Source organism: Paenibacillus sp. FSL L8-0641 (assembly GCF_038006265.1).
GTDB classification, from domain to species: Bacteria; Bacillota; Bacilli; order Paenibacillales; family Paenibacillaceae; genus Paenibacillus; species Paenibacillus polymyxa_D.
Window position 1 is genome coordinate 1,396,548 of sequence record NZ_JBBOUW010000001.1, and the last position, 25,297, is coordinate 1,421,844.

At 48.5% G+C, this 25,297-nt stretch carries 23 protein-coding genes; 20 read left to right on the plus strand and 3 right to left on the minus strand.

The window, feature by feature from the left end:
- The first annotated feature begins 31 nt into the window (after positions 1-31).
- From MKY16_RS06265 to MKY16_RS06315, 11 genes are all read left to right on the plus strand, one after another.
- On the plus strand, positions 32-1,375 hold the full coding sequence (locus MKY16_RS06265; protein WP_039269547.1) for a flippase: 1,344 nt from the start codon (positions 32-34) through the stop codon (positions 1,373-1,375).
- Complete coding sequence (locus MKY16_RS06270; RefSeq protein ID WP_209949660.1) at positions 1,362-2,624, plus strand: hypothetical protein; 1,263 nt, start codon at positions 1,362-1,364, stop codon at positions 2,622-2,624. Before MKY16_RS06265 ends, MKY16_RS06270 begins: the two co-directional genes overlap by 14 nt.
- A 752-nt stretch (positions 2,625-3,376) precedes the next feature.
- A complete protein-coding gene (locus MKY16_RS06275; protein ID WP_340954630.1) occupies positions 3,377-4,609 on the plus strand; it encodes a glycosyltransferase family 4 protein in 1,233 nt (410 codons plus the stop codon).
- Positions 4,606-5,847 carry a glycosyltransferase family 4 protein gene (locus MKY16_RS06280; protein WP_340954631.1) on the plus strand — a complete coding sequence of 414 codons (1,242 nt, stop codon included), beginning with the start codon at positions 4,606-4,608 and terminating at the stop codon, positions 5,845-5,847. Before MKY16_RS06275 ends, MKY16_RS06280 begins: the two co-directional genes overlap by 4 nt.
- Positions 5,825-6,634 carry a WecB/TagA/CpsF family glycosyltransferase gene (locus MKY16_RS06285; RefSeq protein ID WP_069011098.1) on the plus strand — a complete coding sequence of 270 codons (810 nt, stop codon included), beginning with the start codon at positions 5,825-5,827 and terminating at the stop codon, positions 6,632-6,634. Before MKY16_RS06280 ends, MKY16_RS06285 begins: the two co-directional genes overlap by 23 nt.
- A gap of 51 nt (positions 6,635-6,685) precedes the next feature.
- The gene (locus MKY16_RS06290) at positions 6,686-8,026 is read left to right on the plus strand and encodes a UDP-glucose dehydrogenase family protein (protein WP_165144669.1); all 1,341 of its coding nucleotides are present in this window, start codon (positions 6,686-6,688) and stop codon (positions 8,024-8,026) included.
- Between the two features lie 14 nt (positions 8,027-8,040).
- Complete coding sequence (locus MKY16_RS06295) at positions 8,041-9,018, plus strand: LCP family glycopolymer transferase (RefSeq protein WP_340954633.1); 978 nt, start codon at positions 8,041-8,043, stop codon at positions 9,016-9,018.
- 131 nt (positions 9,019-9,149) lie between these two features.
- Positions 9,150-9,641, plus strand: coding sequence for a hypothetical protein (locus MKY16_RS06300; protein WP_165144675.1), 492 nt, complete (start codon positions 9,150-9,152; stop codon positions 9,639-9,641).
- 108 nt (positions 9,642-9,749) lie between these two features.
- On the plus strand, positions 9,750-10,670 hold the full coding sequence (locus MKY16_RS06305) for an ABC transporter ATP-binding protein (RefSeq protein WP_029516218.1): 921 nt from the start codon (positions 9,750-9,752) through the stop codon (positions 10,668-10,670).
- The gene (locus tag MKY16_RS06310; protein WP_029516219.1) at positions 10,663-11,445 is read left to right on the plus strand and encodes an ABC transporter permease; all 783 of its coding nucleotides are present in this window, start codon (positions 10,663-10,665) and stop codon (positions 11,443-11,445) included. The genes MKY16_RS06305 and MKY16_RS06310 overlap by 8 nt, the downstream gene beginning before the upstream one ends.
- Positions 11,446-11,684: 239 nt before the next feature.
- A complete protein-coding gene (locus MKY16_RS06315) occupies positions 11,685-12,770 on the plus strand; it encodes an AI-2E family transporter (protein WP_029516220.1) in 1,086 nt (361 codons plus the stop codon).
- 39 nt (positions 12,771-12,809) lie between these two features.
- On the opposite strand, the gene MKY16_RS06320 is transcribed toward MKY16_RS06315, so the two are convergent.
- Positions 12,810-13,271: a bactofilin family protein gene (locus MKY16_RS06320; RefSeq protein ID WP_029516221.1), complete on the minus strand. Its 462-nt coding sequence runs from the start codon at positions 13,269-13,271 to the stop codon at positions 12,810-12,812.
- Positions 13,272-13,316: 45 nt separating this feature from the next.
- Positions 13,317-14,348, minus strand: coding sequence for a M23 family metallopeptidase (locus MKY16_RS06325; protein WP_340954635.1), 1,032 nt, complete (start codon positions 14,346-14,348; stop codon positions 13,317-13,319).
- A gap of 146 nt (positions 14,349-14,494) precedes the next feature.
- Here MKY16_RS06325 and cls point away from each other — a divergent pair, with 146 nt between their 5' ends.
- Positions 14,495-15,925, plus strand: a complete 1,431-nt coding sequence (cls, locus tag MKY16_RS06330) for a cardiolipin synthase (protein WP_069011100.1) — start codon at positions 14,495-14,497, stop codon at positions 15,923-15,925.
- A 192-nt stretch (positions 15,926-16,117) separates the two neighbouring features.
- Entirely contained in the window at positions 16,118-17,062 is a 945-nt protein-coding gene (locus MKY16_RS06335; RefSeq protein WP_029516224.1) for a YitT family protein, read from the plus strand.
- A 69-nt stretch (positions 17,063-17,131) separates the two neighbouring features.
- On the opposite strand, the gene ligD is transcribed toward MKY16_RS06335, so the two are convergent.
- Entirely contained in the window at positions 17,132-18,034 is a 903-nt protein-coding gene (ligD, locus tag MKY16_RS06340) for a non-homologous end-joining DNA ligase (RefSeq protein WP_029516225.1), read from the minus strand.
- Positions 18,035-18,247: 213 nt separating this feature from the next.
- Here ligD and MKY16_RS06345 point away from each other — a divergent pair, with 213 nt between their 5' ends.
- The 7 genes from MKY16_RS06345 to MKY16_RS06375 all read left to right on the plus strand — a co-directional run bounded on the left by MKY16_RS06345 (position 18,248) and on the right by MKY16_RS06375 (position 25,160).
- Positions 18,248-19,516, plus strand: coding sequence for a sulfotransferase family protein (locus MKY16_RS06345; protein WP_340954638.1), 1,269 nt, complete (start codon positions 18,248-18,250; stop codon positions 19,514-19,516).
- Entirely contained in the window at positions 19,513-21,438 is a 1,926-nt protein-coding gene (locus MKY16_RS06350; protein WP_340884678.1) for an asparagine synthase-related protein, read from the plus strand. The genes MKY16_RS06345 and MKY16_RS06350 overlap by 4 nt, the downstream gene beginning before the upstream one ends.
- Positions 21,439-21,490: 52 nt before the next feature.
- Positions 21,491-21,619: a paeninodin family lasso peptide gene (locus tag MKY16_RS06355; protein WP_134902123.1), complete on the plus strand. Its 129-nt coding sequence runs from the start codon at positions 21,491-21,493 to the stop codon at positions 21,617-21,619.
- 199 nt (positions 21,620-21,818) lie between these two features.
- On the plus strand, positions 21,819-22,862 hold the full coding sequence (locus MKY16_RS06360) for a serine kinase (RefSeq protein ID WP_069011101.1): 1,044 nt from the start codon (positions 21,819-21,821) through the stop codon (positions 22,860-22,862).
- Positions 22,849-23,151 carry a lasso peptide biosynthesis PqqD family chaperone gene (locus tag MKY16_RS06365; protein ID WP_029516229.1) on the plus strand — a complete coding sequence of 101 codons (303 nt, stop codon included), beginning with the start codon at positions 22,849-22,851 and terminating at the stop codon, positions 23,149-23,151. The genes MKY16_RS06360 and MKY16_RS06365 overlap by 14 nt, the downstream gene beginning before the upstream one ends.
- Position 23,152: 1 nt before the next feature.
- Positions 23,153-23,638 carry a lasso peptide biosynthesis B2 protein gene (locus MKY16_RS06370; protein WP_029516230.1) on the plus strand — a complete coding sequence of 162 codons (486 nt, stop codon included), beginning with the start codon at positions 23,153-23,155 and terminating at the stop codon, positions 23,636-23,638.
- A gap of 28 nt (positions 23,639-23,666) precedes the next feature.
- The gene (locus MKY16_RS06375; protein WP_340954639.1) at positions 23,667-25,160 is read left to right on the plus strand and encodes a nucleotidyltransferase domain-containing protein; all 1,494 of its coding nucleotides are present in this window, start codon (positions 23,667-23,669) and stop codon (positions 25,158-25,160) included.
- Positions 25,161-25,297 lie beyond the last annotated feature (137 nt).

The window sequence follows — 25,297 nt, forward strand, 5'->3', positions numbered from 1 at the left end:
AAGGTCATTTTTTCAAGATGGAGTAAAACCTATGACATTAGTCGAAAAACGCGCCAAACCGCGCAGAAGTTTGCTGGTGAATACATCCTGGCTGTTCGGTGACAAAATGATTCGCATGGTGTTCGGCCTGGCAGTCAGCATCATCATGGCGAGAGTGTTGGGACCAGAGGAACTGGGAAAGTGGAATTATGCGGAATCCTTTTTCGGGATGTTTCTGATTTTTACGACCCTTGGCTTTGATTCTATATTAGTACGCGATCTTGTCAAAGACCCCAAGGATGAGCATGAGCTATTGGGTACGGCGGTTCTGTTGAAATTGTTAGGTACTCTGATAGCCATTGTACTGTCCTATTCCTTCATTTCACTACTCAGACCGGAAGACAGTTCGGTGCGGTTGATCAATCTGATCTTGGCTACGGCCTCGGTATTTCAATTGTTTGATATCATCGACTACTGGTTTCGTGCGCAGATGCTGTCCAAATACACGGTCGTTGCCAAGAATACCGCTTTTGTTCTCGGCTCCACTGTCAAAATCATTTTGTTGTTATCGGGTGTTCCGATATGGATGGTGGCGTTGTGTGCTCATGGAGAGTTTCTGTTGGGAAGCCTACTGCTGCTGTATTTCTTCCGTAAGGAAGGACGACGCGTGAACCAATGGACGTTCCGTTTAGCCACAGCTCGGCGAATCATGAATCACAGCTGGCCGCTCATATTGTCATCCTCCGCTGTATATGTACAGGCACGGATTGATCAAGTCATTATCGGTGAACTGCTGGGAAACGCTGCGGTTGGGCAATACTCCGTTGCACTCCGACTCATCGAAGTGTTGGGCTTCATTCCGGTCGTTCTGACAACGGCTTATGCTCCGGTGGTGACACGTTCCAAGCAGAAAGGAAGCGACGAATACAGACAGACATTGTCCAAGGTGTATCGGCTGATGTTTATATGCTTTCTTGTGACCTCGGTACCTTTATTTTTTCTATCCCAATGGGTAGTGGTTGTGCTGTATGGGAGAGAATTTACCGAAGCAGGTTCGCTGTTGTCTCTATTCGCGATTCGTCTGTTTTTCACCAACTTCAGTGTTGCTAAAAGCTTGTTTATTACCAATGAAAATTTGTTCAGATACACGCTGCTGACCTCGGTGGTGGGGGCGGTCACGAATATCGCTTTCAATTACGCGCTAATCCCGTTGCTTGGTGTCCGAGGGTCGTTAGTGGCGACGATTTTGTCCTTTACGATATCTGTATTTCTATTAGATTTGTTGTTTAAGGAAGTTAAATCTAATTTGGGTTGGATGATGAAGTCCATCCTGACCTTCTGGCGTGTTCATATTACAGTACCGAAAGTTGGAGAGAACAATCATGATACCCATTAAACCGTTTGTTCGGCATGAGGAACAGTGCCCGCATTGTGGAGGTAAGGTACGTGGTGGAGAGGTGCTGTGGCAGGGAATCCATGTATGTGTCAGCACTATGTGTGAGGGGTGCGGACGCGAATATCTTGAGGACATGAGGGTCGGCCATGCTACGTATTCACCTTATCGTGTAGAAATGCCTGACTATATTCTGACCGGTGATGCGAAGTCGAGAAAATGGCTCGGAGAACCTTTGCGACAATCGTTGATGAATCCTTCCTATGACTTAGCAGTCGGCATGACCGTGCATAAAATGAAAGCTTCTACACGTGTAATCATCGTCAACACAATGGATTATTTGTATGGTCATGCTTTGCTCAAGCTGCTCAATGTGCAACGCGAATACGAGCAATCGCCGGACCTGGGCATCATCGTCATTGTGCAAAAGTCGCTGGAGTGGATGGTGCCAGCATATGTGTCTGAAATTTGGACGGTTGATGTGCCGTTCAGCAGGGCACGAAACTTTTATCCTGTACTACATCATCGGATGATTGAGGAACTGATGCGTTTTGATGAGGTGTATGTCAGCCCGGCGTATTCACATCCCAATCAGTTTGATATTGAGCAGTTTACAGGTGTCTCCCGTTATAACGAGGATCGTGAGCCGGAGCCGCGCATTACCTTCGTATGGAGGGAAGACCGCTTGTGGAGCGGCAGCCATCATATCGCAAGAGCGGTACAGAAATTTCCGCAGCTCAAACGTGGGCTAAAACCGCTAATTTATCATCAGCGCAGTAAAATCATACGGCTGTTCCGCAGGCTGAGAGAAAGCTTCCCGGATCATCGCTTTACAGTCGCTGGACTTGGGCGTACCGGGAGTTTCCCGGCATGGATTTCTGATGAGCGTGTCACACGCTTCGACCGGGAAAGTGAGCTGCGGGTCTGCAAGGTATATGCAGCCAGCCGATTAGTGATCGGCATCCACGGCTCTAATATGCTGCTGCCCTCTGCGCATGCCGGTATGACCATTGATTTGATGCCCAAGGACCGATGGGGGAATTACGCTCAGGATATTTTATTTCACGAAACCGATCATCGGCTTACAGCTTACAAATACCGCTTTGTGCCGATGGAATCGAGTGTAACTCTAGTGGCAGATATGGCAGCTGCCCAGCTCAAAGGGGCAGATCATTTTAATATGCAGATGACGGAGGAGAGGCAACGGGAACATTCAAGTTGGAGGGGGGAGGCCGCTTCGGGACGGATTTGATCCTGGAGCGACTTTTGTGGATGGAAGTCCGCTGCGGGACGGATTTGATCTTCCGATCGCTGTTGACGAGGGATTCCCTAGATTGAATAGGCCCTGTAAAAGGGCGGAATCCCTCGTCAAAGGCGAACGCTGCCGCTTCTCCAGATTCAAATCCTTACCCTCCGCTACCCACCGCCGCCAAAAAGAATTTCCCCCAGCCTATTGGGTGGGGAAGGTAAAAGCCGCCTGGTGATAGCTTCGCCCTATCGCCTAGAACTTCTATGCCGGGCATGCATCCCGGCGTAATTAATGCTCTGTACAGTTCTCTGTCAGGGTGACAGGGTCCGGTGGATAACAATCTGGACAGGCGACAGTCTAGCCATAGTTAAGGCATCTTGGTCAGCTAGCGGTAGTAGTTCCATGTTGTTTTGTGAGCTTGCCATAACCGTACCAAGCTCACAAGCTGTTCGACGAGGTCAGCGCCCTGCATGTATTTGCTCGCGTATCCACGCAGCGAGGGCACTTCATACCCAGCATTCCCTTTTTTTAAATGGGGTGACTTTATGGACACGGTGGTCAGCAGCGGAGCGGTCCATTTGAATCTGAAGAAGCGCTAGCGTTCGCCTTTGCAGTGGGATTCCTACCTCGGAATGTTTTATATATCCAGGAATCCCACTGCAACAGCGATCGGAAGATCAAATGGAACGCGCAGCGTTCTCTGAACCCTCCGTGCTCCATAACTCACTCAATATGAAATGGCAGGAGCCCTGATGATGATTCAAAAAATATTGTATCTCCGCAATTTTGCCAGCAAAGTGAACGGGGACTCATACAATTTACAGGAAGTCGGCTTGGGCAAAGCACTCGTTCGAAAAGGCTACGATTGCGACATTGTTTACTACAACGATCGTAAGGAAACCCATCTGGAACAAGTCTACCGTCACGAAGGATGCACCTTGCGTATTATCTGGCTCCACGGGTTTAAGTTCTTAAGCAACAGCATCTACAGAGATGTTCTCAAAGATTCTTTTCTGGATGCTTATGGTCTGGTCATTACTACAGAATACAACCAGATCATGACCTATCTGCTTTCCCGTAAATGTCCCGATAAGCTGTCGTTGTATCACGGCCCATACCGGGATAACACGCACGCGCTGATCCGCAAACTGTACGATATTATGCTGCTGCCGAAGGTAACAAAATCTCTACGCCGTACCTATGTCAAATCCGATCTCGCCAAGCGCTATCTGGAGAATAAAGGTTTTGACAACGTGGTTACGATTGGAGTCGGACTAGATCGCAGTAAAGTAGAGAGAGCATTCAACAGTGACATCAGCAACAACAGTGAAGACATAAGCGGAGAACGTGAGGAAAACCGTGAGGTCGCGAATGAGCTGCGTCGAATCGGTGATCGTCCGGTACTACTGTATGTTGGTGTACTGGAGGAACGGAGAAATATACGTTTTATGCTGAGTACGTTCAAAAGGGTGCTCCAAAAGCATCCTAGCTGCCTTTTGTTAATGGTCGGGAATGGACGGAAGACGGACACAGACCGCTACTGGACATATGCTCATGAATTGGGAATAACGGACAGTATTATACATTTTACAAGAGTGGAGCAACGTCATCTGTGGCAGGTTTACGGAGCGGCGGATGTGATGCTGTTTCCGACCCAATACGATATTTTTGGTATGGTACTGCTGGAAAGTATGCTGTTTCGCGTGCCGATTATCTCTTCGGTAAACGGGGGCTCGGTTACCTTGATTGAGGACGGAGTGAGCGGAGTGATGCTGAGAAGCTTTTCAGAAGAGGAATGGTCTGGTCGAATAGGCGCTTTGCTGGATAATGGTGAGCTGAGACGAAGTATGGCGGAGAAGGCCTTTCTTACGGTCGAGCGTATGTCGTGGGATCGCATCGCAGATGAAATAGTAAGCCATCAAGGGGTCAAGCCCAAGAATTCTAACCACGTTATGCAATCAACGCAGGAAAGAGGGGCAGCCACGTGAGCCAACAGGTCAGCAGACAGATGAACCCTCCTGTAAGCAAGGTGCTGATCATCCATAACTTTTATCAGCAAAGCGGGGGAGAAGACAAGGTTGTTGAGCAAGAATCGGCTATGCTGCGTTCCAGAGGAATAGAGATAGAACATTACTATGTGCATAACGACAGCATTCAAAGCAGAGGGCTGGCGAACATGGCAAAGCTGGCAGTAGAGGCGGCCTGGTCCCTGCCGGAATTCAAAAGAATCAAGAAGCTGCTTTTACAGGTGAAGCCGGATGTCGTGCATGTGCATAATTTTTTTCCGGTTATATCCCCTTCGGTCTATCATGCTTGTGAACGACTGGGGATTCCGGTTGTCCAGACACTGCATAATTACAGGCTGATTTGTCCGGCGGCAACCTTTATGCGAGGGAATAAGGTTTGTGAAAAATGCCTGCACGGCACGTTGCTGCACTCCATCCGTCATGGATGCTATCGAGGTTCGCAGCTTCAGACGATTCCAGTAGCAGCGATGATTAAGTTCAACGATCTGATCGGTACATGGCGGCACAAGGTAAGTCGCTATATTGCGCTGACGGAGTTTGCACGGGACAAATTTGCCGAAAGCGGTATTCCACTTGATCGTATCGCGGTAAAGCCGAATTTTATCCATCATAAAACCATGAAAACCCAGTATGACTCGAATGATCGTTATTTGTTGTTTGTGGGGCGGATTTCAGCTGAGAAAGGGGTTCGCAATCTGCTGCAAGCTTGGTCACAGTTGGAAGATCGGGGGGGATTGAGACTGGTCATCATTGGAGATGGTCCGGAAAAGGCTGAATTGGCCGCTGCTTATCCGCAGGAAGATGTTCGGTTTCTCGGTAAGCAGGATGGAGACACGGTACTGGATTGCATGAGCCGGGCCATGTATGTCATGGTTCCTTCCATTTGGTATGAAGGATTTCCTATGACCATTGTAGAGTCTTTTTCTGTTGGAACTCCGGTATTATGCAGCCGGCTCGGCGCACTGGAGGAAGTCGTGGAGGACGGGGTGACGGGTTTCCATTTTCAACATGATGATTTGGAAAATATAAAGACCGTGATTCACCGCGCAGTAGCCTATGAAAACTATGCAGCTATGAGACGGAAGGTGTCGAAAAACTATGCTGCACGCTATACCGAAGAAGTGAATGCGAAGCAGCTGATGGCGATATATAGCGAGGCGATGGAGGAGCGTGATTATGAAGCAGCTGCCCCAATATAGAGTTGGAAGGATTGCGGATGCAGATATTGCAGCACTTACGTTTCAGGAGACGGTACACACGCTGGAACAATGGGCAGCCGAACGAAAGGACGGCTATGTATGTATTTGCAACACGCATTCCATTGTCACAGCCGGGAATCATGCTGAGTTCCACAAAGCGCTCACTCAAGCCGATTTGTGTACTCCGGATGGTATGCCGTTGGTATGGGCGCTTAAGCTATACGGATTTGAGCGTCAGGATCGGGTAGATGGTCCCAGCCTGATGCTCAAGTTGTGCGAACGTGCGCCACAGACGAAGGTGAGTATATATTTTTACGGCAGTACGCCGGATACGCTGGATAGCTTAAAAGAGAGAGTAGAACAAGATTACCCTGGAATCTGCATCGCGGGCAGCTTTTCACCGCCATTTCGTGAGCTTCACCCAGATGAGGAGGAGCGGATCATTGATGAAATCAATGCGTCCGGCGCGCATATCATATTCGTCAGCTTAGGCTGCCCGAAGCAGGAAATATGGATGCATCGAAACAAAGACCGCATCCGTGGCGTGATGATTGGAGTAGGGGCGGCCTTTGACTATATCACTGGAAAGGTTCGCAGACCGCCGCTAGCGGTACAAAAGCTGGGGCTGGAGTGGCTGTATCGTCTGATCTGCGAACCGAAGCGATTATGGAAGAGGTATGCCTACAACAATCCGATATATGTATACCGTTTTCTAAAATCTTATCGGCAAAACAAACGGCTTACGCTTTATCAAAATCGGCTTGCAGGAAGAGATATAGAGAAGTGAAGTCGGTAATAGCAGGATGCAATGAGACAGCATGTAAAAGGGGGAGTTGCTTTGAAGCTATGTGTAATAGGTGCAGGGTATGTGGGGCTGGTGTCGGGGGTCTGTTTTGCCGCACTCGGAAATACCGTCGTCTGTGTAGATCAGAATGAGGACAAAATTCTTCAGTTGCGTGCAGGTGGGGTGCCGATTTATGAACCGGGATTAAAGGCACTAATTAAAGATAATGTAGAACAAGGCCGACTAAGCTTTACAACAGATACGGCAGCTTCGGTGGAGGCGGCTGAAATTGTTATTTTGGCGGTCGGCACGCCTTCGCTGCCGGGCGGAGAAGCGAACCTGTCCTATATTGAAGAAGCCGCCTGCGAGGTGGCAGACGCCATGAATGGCTACAAAGTCATTGTCACCAAAAGCACGGTACCGGTCGGCACGAACGAACGCATTCAAAATTGGATTGCGAGCCGCACAAACTATTCTTTTGGTGTGGCTTCGGTTCCTGAATTTTTGCGCGAAGGTTCAGCAGTCATAGACACCCTACAGCCAGATCGAATCATCATCGGAGCTTCCGATCCACATGTGTCCGCTGTGTTGACTACACTGCACGAGCCGTTGACGACAAATATCGTAACCACAGATATCCGTTCGGCGGAGATGATCAAGTATGCGTCGAATGCTTTTTTGGCGACCAAAATTTCGTTTATTAATGAGATTGCAAATATTTGCGAAAAGGTGGGCGCAGACGTTACACGTGTGGCACACGGTATGGGGCTGGATCAGCGGATCGGCTCCTCCTTTTTGTCTGCAGGTATCGGCTATGGGGGTTCCTGTTTCCCAAAGGATACACAAGCTCTAATCCAAATTGCAGGCAACGTGGACTATGAATTCAAGCTGCTGAAATCTGTGGTGGAAGTGAATCAGGGTCAACGCTTTAACGTGATTCGTAAGCTGAAAGAGGCGCTGGGTGATCTGGAAGGAGCAACGATTGGTATATGGGGACTGGCCTTTAAACCGAATACAGATGACGTAAGAGATGCCCCGGCGCTGGATATTATGCAGTCGCTGCTGGAGGCAGGGGCGCAAATCCGTGCATATGACCCGATCGCTACCGCTAACTTCCGCAGACTGCTGGACAGCTCGGAAGTAACGTGGGCAGATAGCGCACGGGAAGCAGCAGAGGGATGCGACGCACTGTGTCTATTGACGGAATGGGAGGAGTTTGGTGAAATCGGGCTGGGTGAGCTGAATGAGCTTATGAAGTATCCTATTATGATCGATGGACGCAATGTGTATAGCGAGGAGCAAATCAGACAATCCGTCTTTGCATACTATTCTGTCGGTAGGCCACAGATGAACAATCTGGATGTAGATCGTCATCAGTCTGTAGTAAATCCGTAAAGGGGAGGCTGCATATGAAACGGTGGCTGAAGATAACATTGGGGGCTGCGGCGTTATTGGTCATAGGGGCTACTGCCTACACCGCTTATGTGTATCATTCTTTTAAAACAGCGGCGAATGCGATGTATCATCCGCGCAGCATCGTGCAGCCTGGGGCGGTTTCTACCCTTGCAACGGGCGGAGCAGGGCGATCCGTAGATACAGACTCTGGATCAATTACACCCAATCCGGCAGCCATCTCCCAGTTCAAGCCGTTCACCGTGCTGGTGCTGGGCGTAGATCGGCGGTCTCACGATCCAGGACGATCGGATACGATGATCGTCTTGTCTGTTAACCCTGCCGAAGGCTCTATGTTGATGTTCAACATTCCGCGCGATACGCGAACAGAGTTGATGGGTAGGGGGCGTGAGGACAAAATCAATCACGCTTTTGCTTTTGGGGGCGTGGATATGTCGATCCGTACGGTAGAACATTTTTTGAACTATCCGATAGATTACTATGTACAGATGAACATGGAAGGGTTTGCGAAAATGGTGGACCTTGTGGGGGGAGTCGAGGTTCATAATCCACTTGATTTTCAATATGAGGGTCATCATTTTGCACAGGGTAATTTGAACTTGAGCGGGGCTGAGGCGTTGGCCTACGCCCGTATGCGTTTCGATGATCCACGTGGGGATCTCGGAAGAAATGCTCGCCAGCGGGAGCTACTCAAGCAAATTCTTGCCCAGTCCATCAGCAAGGAAGGGCTGTTGAGGGTAAAACCGATACTGGAGGCAGCGGGGGAGCAGATTCGCACAGACATTACCTTTGACGATATGACCACCTTCCTGACCCGGATCGGTCCGTCCCTCAAGCAGACGGATACCGTTGAACTGAAGGGACATGGGCGTAAAATCAACGGGGTGTATTATTACATGGTGGATGAACAGGAACGCCAGCGTATCCATGGAGTGCTGGAGAAGCATATGCTTACCACTACCATATCGCCTTAGGTAAGCCTTATGTAGGCGGGTGCCCTGTTGGGAGGTCACCCGTTATTTTCTTCTAAAGTCTTCTAAAAAAGGCTTGTCCCACATACATCTGTAGAGAATTCGGTATAGTCCAACAGAGGGAGGGGCAGTGTGTGCTGTTTAGAAGAAGAGCGGCTTCGGCGTTCGTTCGTAAGCTATTATATTTTGCCATCATAGGTGGATTGTTATGGCTGCTGTGGCTGGGTCTGCGTGGGGTGATGTCTACAGGCGAGGGCGATCAAGCGGTAGAAGCACTAAACGAGTTCTACACGATGGAGCAATCGGGAAATTTCGGAGGTTCATGGGAGCTCTTTCATTCGCAAATAAAAAAGAAATTCGAGAAATCTACGTATGTACAGCAGCGTGCGCACGTTTTTATGCAGGATATGGGGACGGATACGTTCACGTTTGAACTGGGGGAGCCGCAGACTGAATATGACATTCGTACGGATCAGAATGGAGAAGAGTTAGGGAAAGTTTACCGTATTACGGTCACTCAGCATTACAAGACCCGATTCGGTAATTTTGATATCGTACAGCCTTGTTATGTGGCGCAGGAAGATGAGAAATGGCGGGTGCTTTGGATATACAAGGACAAGGAATAGAGGTTGCGAGGTGTTTCTAAAAGGTTAAATATGGTACAATACTTCCAAAACCGGAAATGTACAGTAAATGGATAACAGCTTCACTCCGGATGGAAGGAGTTTCATAGCATGCAGCAAGCGACAGGACAGGTTCCCGTCATACGTATGGAGGGTGTGAGTAAAATCATTTCCTCAAAAGCGATCGTGGATGATCTGACGCTGGAGGTTCCGGCGGGGCAGGTATTTGGTTTCCTTGGACCCAATGGTGCGGGAAAAACGACAACCATCCGTATGATGGTTGGCCTGATTTCGATCAGCAAGGGCGATATTCATATTTGTGGAGACAGCATTAACACCGATTTTGAAAAGGCCGTTTCCCATGTCGGCGCGATTGTTGAGAACCCGGAGATGTACAAGTTTTTGACAGGCTATCAAAATTTGCAGCATTTTGCGCGGATGTCTCCTGGGGTGACCCAAGAACGCGTGGATGAAGCGATTCGTTTGGTGGGACTCGGAAACCGGATTCACGATAAAGTAAAAACCTATTCGCTCGGGATGCGGCAGCGACTTGGGGTAGCTCAGGCGATTTTGCATCGACCGAAGCTGCTTGTGCTGGACGAGCCGACCAATGGTTTGGACCCGCAGGGTATTCGTGAACTGCGGGATTATTTGCGTCAATTGACCCGTACGGAGGGAATTACCGTATTCGTATCAAGTCATTTGTTGTCCGAGATGGAGCTGATGTGCGACCGTGTAGCCATTATTCAGAGCGGACGGCTGGTTGATATCAAGCAACTGAAGAATACAGGGGAGGAAGTGCAGACGGCGGAAATTGCTTTTGAGGTAAATGATGCCGAACAAGCCTATGCGCTTGCTGGAGCAGGACGCGTTGAAGGTAATCAACTGCTGCTTCACCTGGAGCGGGAACAGATCGCAGAGATGAACAGCCTGCTGGCTGCAAACGGAATTAAAGTATATGCGATTCGCCCGGTTGCCCGTACGCTGGAAGATCAATTTTTGGAAGTGACGGGAGGCGGGTTTATTGGGTGATTTCTTCAAACTGGTACATAACGAAAATCTGAAAATTTACCTGCGTGTGCGCACATGGATTATGCTGGGATTGCTGGCGGTCATCACTGCTGCGATTCCGATGCTGATCTCCCTGGTTTCCGATCAGGTCAGTGTGTGGGATGGGATTGCGTTGACGACGTTGTTTACGTTTTTCCTCAATACGACGTTTACGGTCATTGTAGCTGCTGATTCGGTGGCTGGTGAATTTACTTGGGGAACGATTAAGCTGCTGCTCATCCGACCTTGGACTCGCAGCAAAATATTGTTGTCCAAGTATATATCCGTGATTTTGTTCAGTTTGCTCGGAACGATCATTTTGATCTTGATGGTTACGCTGTCCTCATGGCTGATGTTATCCAAGGATGCACCAGCGGGTTCTGTTCCGCTGTTCAGTGATCCGATATCTTACGTAACGTTGAACTTCTTGTATAGCTATATTGCCTTGTTCGTGACGATGGCCTTTGCTTTTATGCTGTCCGCTGTTTTCCGTTCCAGTGCCTTGGCGATTGGGCTGTCGCTGTTCATGATGTTCACCAAAACAATCTATAACTCTATTGGCTTGTTCAGCACAGATCGTTTTGAATGGACCAAATATGTACTATTTACGCATATGGATCTGAAAAAATATCTAGATATGCCGCCGGGTACGGTAAGTTCCAGTCTAACCTTTTCGCTCACCGTGCTGGCCGCTTATTATGTAATTTTTATCGCCATTGCCTGGGTGGTTTTCGTAAAACGGGATGTTTCAACCTAAATCGCAGTGTCTTAGAGTTACACAAAGGACGTTCAAATGCTCAGCATTTGGACGTCCTTTTGTTATTTCAGGATTTTTCAAAATCCTCTTTAACACTGTTTATCCAGTATCTATGTCATTTTTGTTACATATTCTGCGTGCAGAGGTATATTGTAATCTATTTTCAGCAAGAATCAATCAATAGGGCCATTTTGCGTTTAAAGAGGTAGAGAGAAACAGAACAGAGGGGGCCGCATGGTATGCTGCAAAATAATCGTTTTTTTCGTGTAACTACAGGTATCGTCATGCTATTACTCATCATTTACTTGGGCACCAAAGTAAGCTTTATATTTAGTCCTCTCGTATCTTTGGTCAGCTTGCTGGTGGTACCGTTAATGCTATCTTTTTTCCTCTATTATTTATTGAGGCCGATTGTAGATGTAATGGAACGGAGAAAAATCAAACGATCGATCTCCATCTTGCTGATTTATTTGGTCATTGGAGTGTTATTGTTTGTTTTCTCATGGGGTGTGTGGCCTACACTGCGTGATCAAGTAACCAATTTATTTGAAAATGCGCCGAAGCTCATTAAAAGTCTGGTTGATCAATTGAGCCAATGGCGGCATAATCAATCCTTGAGACAAGTGCTGCCTCCGGGTGAAGACCCGCTGTCACAACTGTCAGATACGTTGAACGAAGCTTTTTCGACGCTATCTGATTATTCGGTAAAGCTGGTATCGTTCGTGTCCTACTTTTTTATCGTATTGGCTACCTTTCCCATATTGCTCTATTACATGCTGAAGGAAGGGAGCAAGTTTGGCCCTAAAATGCTAAACTTCTTTCCTAAAAAATATCACAAGGACGCATTGGAGGTTATGGAAGATATCGATAGTGCACTCAGCAGCTTTATCGTAAGTCGGGTGCTGATCAATGTCGCGTTGGGTGTGATGATGTTCCTTGGATTTTTAATTATTGGTTTGCCTTATGCCTTGCTGCTCGCCGTTATTTCGATTTTTCTTAATTTTATTCCCTATGTGGGGGCAGTGGCTGCTTCTATACCCGTGGTTATTATTGGATTTCTCGAATCACCTTCGATGGCGCTCTGGTCGCTGGTCGTGGTGATTGCTGCACAGCAAATTCAGGATAATTGGCTTTCACCTATAGTTTTTGGCAAGCAACTGGATATTCATCCGTTGACTGTCGTTATTTTACTGTTAGTTGGTGGTGACCTGCTCGGGATTCTGGGCATCATTTTGGTGATTCCATTGTATATGTGCGGAAAAATCGTCATACGCAAGGTATACCAATTATTTTTGGAACGCAGAGTGGAGGATATTATGGAATGAATGGAGAATGCACTGGATTTAAAGGAGTATATCCTGATTTTACCCTGCTTCGGATTGCAGAGTGGCTTGGCTGTCCTCCCTGTCTTTGCTGAAACTAGATTGGGTTTCGTCGTTTGGCTCATCCGTAGAAGCTGACAACTCTACATCCTTTGTTCGGTTCATTTGACTTGTGCCGTCCAGTACACCGCCTTCAGAGATGACCAATGCAGCGGTCGCGGTATTTCCGTACAGCTCACCTGTCGGCGTAATGGTTAGTCGTCCTTCTGTAGTAATGCTGCCGAACACCTTACCGGCAAGGATGACGTCTTGTGCGAAGATGTCCGAACGTACAACAGCAGATTCTCCAATGACGACAGTACGAGTGCTGCGGATATCGCCCTGAAAATGACCGTCAATCCGAATATTGGCCTCTGCCTCAACTGTACCTTCAAAGCTGGTGCCATTAGCGAGCAGTGTATCCATAGCTGGGGTGGAGAGCTTTTTTTTGGATTCCTTGAACATGATGGTTTTCCCCCAATCCTTTATTGTAAAGATTTTGAAAAATCCTCATTGTACATACAGTAATGGATCGACAGGTTGGTTATGCTTGACGATCTGAAAATGAAGATGAGGTCCTGTGCTTCTCCCAGTACTCCCCAGCAGACCGATGGTCTGTCCTTTGTGGACACGATCCCCCGGGGTCACCTGCATGCCGCTCAGGTGCATATACCAGCTCTGGAGTCCGTCAGGATGCTGGATGATGATGCACTTGCCGCGGGCGCCGCTAGAAGCAGCTTCCAAGACGGTGCCTGCTCCTGCTGCATAGACAGGATCACCGGTTTGTCCGGCAATGTCCACGCCTGAATGAAAGGCAGATCTGCCGGTAAAAGGGTCGCTGCGATAGCCAAAGCTGGAGGTCATTCGCCGTGAACCTACAGGCCAAACGGAGGGCTTCCCTTGCTCGGCAAGAGCCAGCCTACGAGTCTGGAGTAACTGTGCGGCTTGTTTGCGCTCCAGATTTTGCTGGACGGCATTTGCTTGCTGAATAGAGCGAGGAACCGTACGTTCCACCGTGTCCAACAGAGATTCGATCTCCTGAAAATCATCCATTGCCTGGCGAGTTAGGAAGGCAGTATTTTCATGTACTGCGATCAGCTCACCCCCAATATGGCCGGAAGCATCCCAGGAGAGCGGAGTCATGGTCTTTTTATGGTTACTTGTGGCAGATGAGTTTCCGTGTTTACGAATGAATTGTTGAATTTGCTGTTCCAGCTCTGTTACGCGCTGAAGGCGTTCACGAATATGGGTGGCTTGATTTGTCAGCTCCATGACTTCCTGCCGTAGTCGCCCAATGGCTGCATCCTTGTCCGCTACCGTGACCTCCATCTGCAAACTCTGGACAGCAAGATTCGTTTCCATTTGGGAAATAATATGGGAAGAACGGATTTGCAGCCCGATCACGAGCGTAGAGATAGACGCGATCACAAGAGTCGGGACGAGAATGACAGCGGCTGTAGAGCATTGTAGCTGCTTGGGCGGTTGCTGTGCATCCCGAATAACAAGCAGGGTCATCCGGCGATTTAGGCTTCCTTTTTTCATAATCGCTCCTTTCCGGACATCGCTCCTATAGTGCTTGGTTACTATCTATTCAGCTTAAGAGGCAAACATGTCAAAAAAATTGGAGCTTAGTATAAAACGTAGATGAGGATTTTGCAAAATCCTGAGATATATAAGGAGGCTTAGACATGCTGTGGTTGCTGTTGGTTTTAATTGTTTTTATTTTTCAGACCGGGACGATTCTGCTCTTTGAATTTCGCAAGCCGTCCAAAGCGGTAGCCTGGCTTTTTATTTTGTTTTGCTTCCCGCTCATTGGCTTTGTCGTGTACTACTTTGTTGCACAGGATTATCAGAAGCGTAAAGTGGTTCGAAAAGGGGGATCGCAGCTGTTTCGTGAATTCCGCGAGCGTCTATGGGCGCAATCCAAGGTCATTGAACATGTGGAGCAAATGCATAATCCTCATTTCAAACATCAGGAGCGCCTGTTTAACCAGTTAATTCGTATGTCGGAAAACCCGTTGACTGGATGTAACCGCACACGTGTGCTGACGAACGGTGAAGAAGCCTTCGAGGCCATGCTGGCAGCGATGGAACATGCGCAACATCATATCCATGTGGAGTTTTACATATTTCGGGCCGACGAAATCGGAAGAAAGTTTCAAGAGGTCATGATCCGCAAGGCACGTGAGGGAGTAAAAGTACGATTCGTTGTAGACGGTGTGGGGAGCTACAATTTACCCTATTCCTTTATTCGCACCTGTAGTGAGGCGGGAGTGGAATTTCATTATTTTCTACCTCCGTTTTTCGCCACACTGGACCGCCGGATTAACTATCGCAATCACAGGAAAATCGTGGTGGTAGATGGCATGGTTGGATTTGTAGGAGGGATTAATGTAGGCGACGATTATCTCGGAAAATACCCCAAAGTAGGATTTTGGAGGGATACGCATTTGCAGATTGAAGGAGATAGCGTCTATTTTCTACAAAATGCGTTTCTTAGTGACTGGAAGCTGGCCTCAGGGGAGAGACTGATGGATGTGAATTTATTTCCTCCACATACCTGTACCGGGGATGAGGAAGTACAGATTTTGAGCAGCGGTCCCGATCAGGTATGGGATACGATTCAGGAAATGTGCTTTGGGGCGCTCACAGTTGCCAAAAAGCGGATTTGGATTACGACGCCGTATTTTATTCCCGATCCGGGCATTTATGAGGCGCTCAAGCTGGCGGCAGTCAGTGGCGTAGATGTGAAAATTATTATTCCCTATCAGTCCGATTCGAAGTTAGTTCATTTGGCGTCTCTGTCCTATGTACAGGAACTGCTGGAGGCAGGGGTGGAGTTCTACCAATATCGAAAAGGATTTATTCATGCCAAAGTGGTGATTGTCGATGATTTACTCGGCTCGGTCGGGACTGCCAATATGGACATGCGCAGCTTTTTCTATAATTTTGAGTTGACCGCTGTCGTTTTTGCTAATTCAGCGCTGGAACGGCTTTCGGCAGATTTTGTAGAGGACATTTCCAACTCCTCACGCATAGATTTAAACGTGTTCCGCAGACGGCCTAGATCTCAGAAAACAGCTGAAATTCTAACTCGCATGCTCTCTCCACTCCTATAAAGGCGATTTTCGCCGTTTTTATCGCTATAATCCCGCTTTATTGTGATTTATGTGCTCTTTGCTAACTTTTTTGCGCGAAATCACAGTTTTGTGATATACTATTTATATAAATAGCGCGGTAAAGAATAGGGGACTGCGGATAGCAGCCCCTTTTTTGTCCAATATATCATACTGTAACGGGGGGATTTATATATGAGTGTAGTGAGCAAGGAAGTCCAAAGTTTATCTGAGATTACAGATGTGACCGGAGAGTTGACCAAGATCAGCAAAATTCCAGCTAATCCGAAGAACAAAGTAAAACGCCTGTTTCAGCGTGCAGCCATGATTGTAGTTGGTGCAGCTCTGATGGCAGTGGGATTGGAAATATTTCTGGTTCCTAACGGCGTTATTGACGGAGGCGTTACAGGTATTTCCATTATGGCCTCCAAGATTACTGGCTATCCGCTCGGTATTTTCCTGACCCTGTTGAACCTTCCATTTTTACTTATCGGCTACAAACAAATTGGTAAAACCTTCGCTTTATCCACATTATTCGGTATCGTCGTTATGTCCATTGGAACCGCGTTACTTCACAATGTAAGTGCGTTGACTCCTGGTGAACCGCTGCTCGGCGCTATTTTTGGGGGCGTCATTCTCGGTGTTGGGGTGGGTCTTGTGATTCGGTCCGGCGGTTCGCTGGATGGAACAGAGATCGTAGCTATTCTCGTCAGTGAAAAGACTCCTTTTTCGGTCGGTGAGATCGTACTGTTCGTTAACATATTCATTCTGGGAAGTGCAGGTTTTGTGTTCGGTTGGCCAAATGCCCTGTATTCCATGATTGCTTATTATATCGCCATGAAAATGATTGATATTACGATTGAAGGTCTGGATCAGTCCAAATCGGTCTGGATTATTAGTGACAAATACCGTGATATCGGGGATGCCCTGACGGATCGTCTTGGACGGGGCGTAACTTATCTGGAAGGTGAAGGTGGCTTTACAGGCGAAAGCAAGAAAGTGATTTTCGTCGTCATCACCCGACTGGAGGAAGCGAAGCTGAAGAGCATCGTTGAAGATTGGGACCCGCACGCTTTCGTTGCGATCGGTAACATTCACGATGTGAAGGGCGGACGCTTTAAGAAAAAAGGAATACACTAGCGCAAGGGGACAATTTCTCAGCCTAATGGCTGTGGGGTTCGTCCCCTTTTTTATTCTTCCAAGCATGGATCAGGTTCGGTGTGCCTTGGTGCGCATATGCTTGAGGACATCTTCTACAGGTTGGGGAGGAACCTTGTCGATCAAGTCGCCTACCTGATTTAGTCGTTCCTCAATATTCAGCAAATGGTAGTCAAGTGGTGATACATCTTGCCGTACCTCTTCCCATGTTAGCGGGGTGGAGACCGTAGCGCCGGGGCGTGCCCGCGGGGTATAAGGAGCGGCCAGAGTTTTCCCCTGATAATGCTGCAAATAATCAAAATAGATGGCTGTTCCACGATCCTTCTTTAACCTTTCGAGTGTGAACAGATGCGGGTGCTTTTCTGTCACAAACTGTCCGACTAATAGCCCGATGCTGCGAAGTTCGTCGAAGGTTATGCCTGTACGGATCGGAACGATAATTTGTACACCTGTGGCCCCGGATGTTTTGGGGACGGAGTCCAAACCAAGCGAAGCCAGTACTTCACCGACAATAGAGGCTGCCTCCATAATACGTGGCTCCACCTCTCTGGATGGATCAAGGTCAATCATCCATTCACAGGGCAGCTTGTTTCCCGCTTCGTGCAGAGAGGGGTGGAATTCCAACGCAGCTTGATTACCAAGCCAGAGGAGTTGTGGCAATTTGCCGAGCACGATATATTCAATGCCATCATGCAGGGCGGTTTCAATATAGTCCGGCCGAGGACGTGGGGCATTTTTCTGATAAAAAAAATCACCGTGAATCCCATGTGGCCAGCGGATGACGGTCAGCAGACGATGATGACAATATTTGAGCAGGAAGGGAGCCAGTACCGCGAGCTTGCGAAGATACAGCGCCTTAGTCACGCCTGCTTCAGGCCACAGCGGTTTATCCGGGTTGGTGATAGGAATTTCCTGACCTTCAATGGTAATAGTACCTTTAACAGCTTGTCCCATTGTGCTATCCTCCTTTGGCTAATATGCAGCAAAATCTTTATTTACAGGCTGATTGTTAAGCTTTTAGATCTACATAGGGTTTAACATGAACGTGAAGTGCTGAATTTATCCATCAAAAGGATTGACAAGATACATTATGTATCATAAATTTATAATAAAAATACGATATGTATCTATTAAAGTGTCTTGAGCAGAGGTAGAGGAGGAGTTTGCTTGATTGAAAAGCAAGGCGGAGGGCTGGTATTCCTGTTAAGTGTCCCTCGGAGTGGAAGCTCGTTGCTTACCGCCATTTTGCAAAACCATTCCCGCCTGTTTGCCACGCAGGAAATGTGGTTTCTGCTCAGTTTATATGATCTTCCGCAGTCACATACACGCCCATATGGAGGAACAGGGATACTCCGGCAATTTTTTAAAGGTATGGTCCCCTCCGACGTATTGGAGCAGGCCTCCCGTTCGTATGCACTTGAAATATATAATGGTTTGCTTCAAGGTACAACAGCAGATATGCTTATCGACAAATCCCCGCGTTACTATACGGTGCTGGAATTTATAGACCGTTTATTCCCTGCTGCCCGCAGGTTGTGGCTTATCCGAAACCCTTTGGCCATTGTGGCCTCATTCAAAAAGGTCAATCAGCTACGGAACGGACGTTTTCAACTACTGGAGGAACTGGGGAGTCCGCATTTTAATATGAAAATGACGGATATTACGGTTGGTTTGTTCCGTTATACTCATTATTTTGCTACACCTCATCCACTTGCATACCCGCTTAGATATGAACAGCTCGTATCCAATCCAACGATGGAGATCGAGAAACTGTGCAGTTTTTTGGGAATCCATTATGAAGCGGGGATGGAAAAGTACGGAGATTTCGCGGATACGCCCAAATCCAGTCTTTTTTATAGTATGGGAGCGGGCGATCCATTCGTAGGAGAGCATGAACAGGCGCATCAGGATTCGGTACATAGCTGGCAACATGTGTTGAGTAAAAGGGAAATTAAGCTGTATTGCAGAAGCATTGGGTCCCGCATGTTTAAGCAACTTGGTTACGCGGAAGCGCTGGAGCAGGCTGAACAGATGACTGGAGTTCGCTTTGAAGATGAGCCAGATATGGAGCTGCTGAGTCGACGTACACAACAATTCCTCCAGCAAAGCGGCTTTGAATGGAAGGCAGCTTATCGGATGCTGGAAGAACAGGATACAGATAACAGAGAACTCATGACAAATGCAATCCATCATACTCCACCCCAAGATCCGACATGGATGCATGTGGACCAGAGCGTGAACGATCGACGGATCCAATCACTGGAAAACAGGTTGGCACATAGCTATGAGGAGCGGAACCGTCTTATCGCTCAGCTTCAAAGCTATCAACGCCCACATCAAGGTCTCCGATCTCGCAGCCTCTTGGCCCGTAAACTCAGGTACTTGGCGTCTGTAGCATTATCAAGTATAGGAAAAGAAAAAGGGGGAAGAACGTGAGTGCGATTGCCGGAATCTATAGCTTTGGGCATGAGTCTGTATGCACCGAAGAAGGCGGGAAAATGATGCAGGCCCTGCGGAAATATCCCGCTGACCGCGTATGCGCTTGGTGTGAAGGCTCTATTTTTTTGGGTTGTCATGCCCAGTATGTGACCCCGGAATCTGTTCATGAGCGTCTTCCCTTTTATGATGAGCTAAGAGATTTGGCAATCACGGCGGATGCGATTATTGACAATCGTTCCGAGCTGTTTGAACGGCTGGGAGTTGAGCAGGAACGGCGGCAAGATATCACGGACAGCGAGCTGATTTTGCTGGCATATGACAAATGGGGAGTGGAGGCAGCCAGTTATCTGATAGGTGATTTTGCCTTTGTCATTTGGGATGCCAAGGAATATCGATTATATGGTGCTCGAGATATGACAGGCCATCGTACGCTGTACATCTACCAACATGACCGAGGATTCGCGTTTAGCACGGTAGTCGCTCCGCTTTTGGCCCTGTCCTCTCTGCGAAAAGAACTGCATGAACCGTGGCTGGCCGAATTTTTGTCCATCCGCACCATGCAGGAATCCGTCGATATCGGGACGACCGCCTACAAGCATATCAACCAGCTTCCTCCTGCACATTGGTTCACTATGGAGGAGGGGAAGCGAACCCTTCATAAATATGCATGCCTGGATGAGGTAGAGCCACTGCGGCTCAAAACAGGAGGTGAGTACATAGAAGCTTTCCACGAGGTGTTCACACAGGCGGTCACTGCCCGATTACGGACGCATCGCGCTGTAGGGGCTGCCTTGAGCGGAGGGCTGGATTCCGGAGCGGTTGCCAGCTTTGCCGCGCCAGCGCTGCACTTGCAACAAAAGCCGCTACATGCCTACAGCTATGTGCCTGTTCAAGATTTTACAGACTGGACACCGCCTACATTGCTGGCGAACGAACGAAGCTACATTCATTCTACGGCTCGCTATGTGGGCAACATTCACGAGAACTATATGGATTTTGAGGGAAAAAGTCCGTTTTCAGAAATTGATATTTGGCTGGATTTGATGGAGGCTCCCTACAAATATTTTGAAAACTCCTTCTGGATCAGAGGTTTTTATGAAAAAGCGCAGGAACACAATGTCGGTGTACTGTTGACCGGGGCACGAGGCAATTTTTCCGTATCGTGGGGCCCTGCACTGGACTATTATGCCCGTCAGTTTCGTCATTTGCACTGGTTGCAATCCTTTCAGGGATTGAGGCGGTACAGCAAGCTTACGGGCAGGCGTATGTCTCATCTACTCCCCGTGATGTTGAAGAAAGCGACTTCACTTGAACCTCGTTTATGGCTGCGGCGTGGCCATAGCAGTCCCGTTCCTTCACTGATTCACCCAGAGTTTGCCCAACGGATGAATGTAGAAGATATTCCTGTATTGAGCGGAACAGGTTGGATGAAAAATGCCGATCAGACGAGAAAAGAGAAGTTCTCAAATTTGGCGATTGCCAACAAAAATGGTGTGGTCGCGACCAAACTTTCACTACGTTACGGCCTATGGGAACGTGATCCGACCGGGGACAGCCGGGTAATTCGCTTTTGCTTATCGGTGCCTTTTGAGCAGTATGTACAAAACGGTCGGGACCGTGCCCTCATTCGTACGGCCATGCGTGATCATCTACCTGATGATGTTCGGTTGAACCAGCGGGTACGCGGCGTGCAGCCTGCAGATTGGCTACATCGTATGCTTCCTTGTTGGGATACGTTTATGGGGGAGCTTCAACTGATGTGTCATGATTTACGAGCCGCCGAATATCTCAATATTGAGTTTATTAAGACGGCTATGGCAAAACTTCACCACCCCGGCCCTGAGCAGGCGTCTGATCCGAATATAAGACTACTCATGCATAGCCTGATTGTGTACCGTTTTCTCTGTAGATTCAACTGATCGAATCTGTTCGGTCAGACAGTTCGCCATTCGTTGGAGGGGAGGTGATGAAATGAGTAAAAAAGAATGGCAGGAACCGACGATAGAGGTGCTGGATATTAGCCAGACTATGGCGGGTAAAGGCTGGAGACAGATTGATTGGGTGTCCGACCACGATGCCGATATCTATAATCCAAGCTAATAGATGGTTATACATGTTATACATGCAGCCAATGTTGGACTGGAAGCCAGACAACTGGGCCGATAACGATTGAATGAACGAAAATAGCATGATCCATTGGACTCGTATTCAATATACAGCCGTCTTTATTTCTTTCGGGTTAGAGGTGTTGCCCAAGAAATAAAGACGGGATTTTTAAAGACAGAGGAGTGAGTCCTACGTGCATGACAGGAGTGCAAATGTCAGTTGGACGAAATATACGGCCTTTGGACTCAGGATTGCGAGTGAGCTGAATCTGCCTGAGCTGATGCTGGCAGCACCAGGAGTGGTAGAGGATGTAGTCATTCGACAGGCTGATTTGACTGCATGGAGTGGTCAGCTGGAGCAGGCCAATTTTGTGATGCTGGATGAGCGATTTATGTTCCGAATACCGGGCACGGCCATTTATGCCGTCAGGGAAGGCAAGGAGATCGAGGTAAGTATATTCTCTGGGGCTGATCCTGACACCGTGCGGCTGTTTGTGCTGGGTACATGCATGGGTGTTCTGCTGATGCAAAGACGAATATTACCTATTCACGGAAGTGCGGTCGTCATCGGGGGGAGGGCCTACGCATTTGTGGGTGAATCGGGTACGGGGAAATCGACATTGGCTGCTGTTTTTAGGCAGGCAGGTTATCAGATGGTTAGTGATGACGTGATTGCTGTAAAAGCTACGGGTTCCTCTGCCATTGTGTATCCAGCTTATCCGCAGCAAAAGCTGGGGCTTGAAAGCTTGCTCCAACTGGAGGCTTTACGGGAGAACAAGCATGTACGCAAAAGAAAGCACATACAGTCCCTAACTGACGACAATTCTGTAATGCCACAATACACAGATCTGCGTACGCTTGCAGGTGAGCTGAATAAATATGCCGTACCCGCTGTAGATGATTTTTATAACGATCCGCTGCCCTTAGGGGGCGTATTCGAGCTGGTGGCAGATTCTCCAACCCGTGCGTTGATGCGCGAAGGGGAGCTAGTGTCGGTTACGGAACAGCCCTTGAACGTTCTGGAGTGCTTGCATACATTACTACAACATACATATCGCAGGGTGATTATTCCGCGAATGGGTTTGAGTGAATGGTCGTTTGATACAGCGGCTAGGATGGCTCGGAAAGTGGAGGGCTGGCGCTTGCTGAGGGATAGTTCCGTCTTTACTGCGTCCGAGGTTGTACAACGGGTACTTGAACTCATTCGTAAGGAGGAAAAGAGTTATGGCAGCCACTAATCCAGCTAAGGATCATTATCGCGTCATTTACAATGAAGAGGTCTACGTCAGTGATATGGACGGAGAAAAAGTGATGATGAGCATTAACACTGGTAAATATTACAATTTAGGCTACACAGGAGGACGAATCTGGGAACTGGCAGAATCCGGTCCTTCACTTGGCGATATCGTAACTGTCCTGACGAACGAATATGAGGTGGACGAGGAACAGTGCAGACAGCAGGTACATACCTTTGTGGCTGAGTTGGAGCGGGAAGGACTGTTAAAGCTTCTACGGGAGCCGGTATAACATGCGGATACAACGGCTTCTTCTCCTGTCTCCAGAAGTCAGAAGATTGTTGCCGGAAGCCTGGCTGGAGCTGGGATGGGCGAGGCTGCGCCAGCGTCGTTCTTTTTGGGATTACTCAAGGGCTTGGGGCATACGTATGGAAGAAACCCCATGGCAGTGTGACGTTGGGCAAGAGAAGTCCATTCAGCAGATTTCACACGCTGTAGAGCTGGCAAGCAGTTATACTCCTTGGCGTAGTAGTTGTCTTGTACAAGCCGCTGCGGCGATGACGTTGCTGGGGCGCAGGAAACTGGACTGCACGCTGTATCTGGGTACAGCCAAAAATGCCGCTGGACGCTTGGCTGCACATGCATGGGTACGTAGCGGACCGATTTATGTTACGGGGAAACGGGAGATGGAAGCATTTACGGTGGTGGGGATATTCGGAAGACGTGCTGTGATGGATACAAATAAGAATATGGAAGATAAAAGTAGTTCTTTACTTTAATGCGATGAGACACGAAGGAGAAGAATGCATGCCCACCAAGTCTGTTTTGGAACTTGCGAATTGGAATGAGGATCAAGAATTAACGTTGTTACTCTCTCTATTGGGGAAGGACGTTATTCATTGGCAGGATACGACTGCTGCTACCCAGCTGCGTGAGATGGATTGGGTCCGCTTTTTACGTCTGACCGAGCACCATCGAGTGGTACCTACGGTGTATCTCCAGCTAAAAACATTGAATCATCCATTCATTCCCGCAGAATTGTTGCGAAACCTTCAGGCGCAATATCATCGAAACACGCTTCGCATGCTCCATCTTCAAGCAGAAGCCGAGCGTCTGACCAGGCTGCTCATAGCTCATGGAATTCGTGTGCTTATGTTGAAGGGGCCTGCTCTGGCGCAGCAATTATACGGGGATGTTTCTCTGCGTACTTCCAAGGACATAGACTTACTCATTGCCCCTGACGATATGGATGAGGCTGAGCATTGGATGCAGGAAGCTGGATATTCGTCCAAGAGCGGAGAAGTGCGTGTCCTTGGCAGTTGGAAATGGAAGGACCATCATGCATCCTATTTACATCCGCAAAAACGGGTAGAGATAGAGTTGCATTGGCGGCTTCACCCGGATGGGGGTGGGGAACCCTCTTTTAACGAGCTGTGGAACTGCCGGAAAAAGGGCAAAGCTGCAGGAGCCATTCGGCAGGTACCGTTGGGATCTGCCGACAACAGGACTGTGATGACGTCCTGTATGTATACGCTTGGCAGCGAGCATCAATTTCTGTACTTGAGTGCGCATGGTGCGCGTCACGGTTGGTTCAGGCTGCGCTGGCTGGTTGACATCGACAGGCTTGCGATATGTGCTGTCGATTGGGAGGCGCTACTGCCGATGATGCGCCGCTACGGGGGCCTGCCTGCTGGCGGGCAGGCTTGGGCACTCGCCGCTGCGCTGTTGGGTACGCCGATACCGGAGCCGATGCGTCCGGTATCGGCTACCCGGCAGGCGCACAGGCTCGCGCTGAGCGCGCTGGCCTTCATGCAGGCCAGCGTACCCGCACTGTACCCGATCACCCACGGGTCGGGTACAGGTAGGCTTGCTCCATCAGAGCTGCTGCACAGCAGAGCCTTGGCGGAGCAAGCGGAGGCCGCCCTTCCAGGTGGCGGTCCTTCAGTATGCAGTACCTCTGGCGAAGCAGCCATGCTTGCCACCCGTGGCGTTACTAGCATCAGGGAAGATGCCAGTAACGACAATCATAATCCGATGAGCACCGCTGCCAGTTGTGCCCCGATGACTCCAGCTGCTGCCTCCAGCCAAGTCATGACCAAAAACAGGGCTGTCTATCAGCCGGTCAGCCGCACTTACTTGCTTTCCTTAAAAGAGCCAAGACACAGACTATGGTATCTCATCAGCCGTTTGTTTCCTTCTACGGGCGATTCGAGCGTTTTTCCATTGCCTCGTCAGCTGCATTTTTTGTATATCCCTTTACGTCCATTTCTCTGGCTGAAGCGGCGATTTTCAAAGCACTGACTCGATAGAGGATTTTGTGAAAATCCAATAAGCGGCTTTCAATGAACAATATATAGATCGAAATGGTCTAGTTCGTCTATATAATGCACTTTGGAGCGATTGGGATCGGATTTTGCAAAGTCCTGAATAAGGAGTGT

What these genes read in the sequence shown, in the direction of transcription:
- MKY16_RS06265 (WP_039269547.1), top strand. Translation starts at nt 32, where the DNA reads ATGACATTAGTCGAAAAACGCGCCAAACCGCGCAGAAGTTTGCTGGTG.
- MKY16_RS06270 (WP_209949660.1), top strand. Translation starts at nt 1,362, where the DNA reads ATGATACCCATTAAACCGTTTGTTCGGCATGAGGAACAGTGCCCGCAT.
- MKY16_RS06275 (WP_340954630.1), top strand. Translation starts at nt 3,377, where the DNA reads ATGATTCAAAAAATATTGTATCTCCGCAATTTTGCCAGCAAAGTGAAC.
- MKY16_RS06285 (WP_069011098.1), top strand. Translation starts at nt 5,825, where the DNA reads ATGAAGCAGCTGCCCCAATATAGAGTTGGAAGGATTGCGGATGCAGAT.
- MKY16_RS06295 (WP_340954633.1), top strand. Translation starts at nt 8,041, where the DNA reads ATGAAACGGTGGCTGAAGATAACATTGGGGGCTGCGGCGTTATTGGTC.
- MKY16_RS06305 (WP_029516218.1), top strand. Translation starts at nt 9,750, where the DNA reads ATGCAGCAAGCGACAGGACAGGTTCCCGTCATACGTATGGAGGGTGTG.
- MKY16_RS06315 (WP_029516220.1), top strand. Translation starts at nt 11,685, where the DNA reads ATGCTGCAAAATAATCGTTTTTTTCGTGTAACTACAGGTATCGTCATG.
- MKY16_RS06320 (WP_029516221.1), bottom strand. Translation starts at nt 13,271, where the DNA reads ATGTTCAAGGAATCCAAAAAAAAGCTCTCCACCCCAGCTATGGATACA.
- MKY16_RS06325 (WP_340954635.1), bottom strand. Translation starts at nt 14,348, where the DNA reads ATGAAAAAAGGAAGCCTAAATCGCCGGATGACCCTGCTTGTTATTCGG.
- cls (WP_069011100.1), top strand. Translation starts at nt 14,495, where the DNA reads ATGCTGTGGTTGCTGTTGGTTTTAATTGTTTTTATTTTTCAGACCGGG.
- MKY16_RS06335 (WP_029516224.1), top strand. Translation starts at nt 16,118, where the DNA reads ATGAGTGTAGTGAGCAAGGAAGTCCAAAGTTTATCTGAGATTACAGAT.
- ligD (WP_029516225.1), bottom strand. Translation starts at nt 18,034, where the DNA reads ATGGGACAAGCTGTTAAAGGTACTATTACCATTGAAGGTCAGGAAATT.
- MKY16_RS06355 (WP_134902123.1), top strand. Translation starts at nt 21,491, where the DNA reads ATGAGTAAAAAAGAATGGCAGGAACCGACGATAGAGGTGCTGGATATT.
- MKY16_RS06365 (WP_029516229.1), top strand. Translation starts at nt 22,849, where the DNA reads ATGGCAGCCACTAATCCAGCTAAGGATCATTATCGCGTCATTTACAAT.
- MKY16_RS06370 (WP_029516230.1), top strand. Translation starts at nt 23,153, where the DNA reads ATGCGGATACAACGGCTTCTTCTCCTGTCTCCAGAAGTCAGAAGATTG.
- MKY16_RS06375 (WP_340954639.1), top strand. Translation starts at nt 23,667, where the DNA reads ATGCCCACCAAGTCTGTTTTGGAACTTGCGAATTGGAATGAGGATCAA.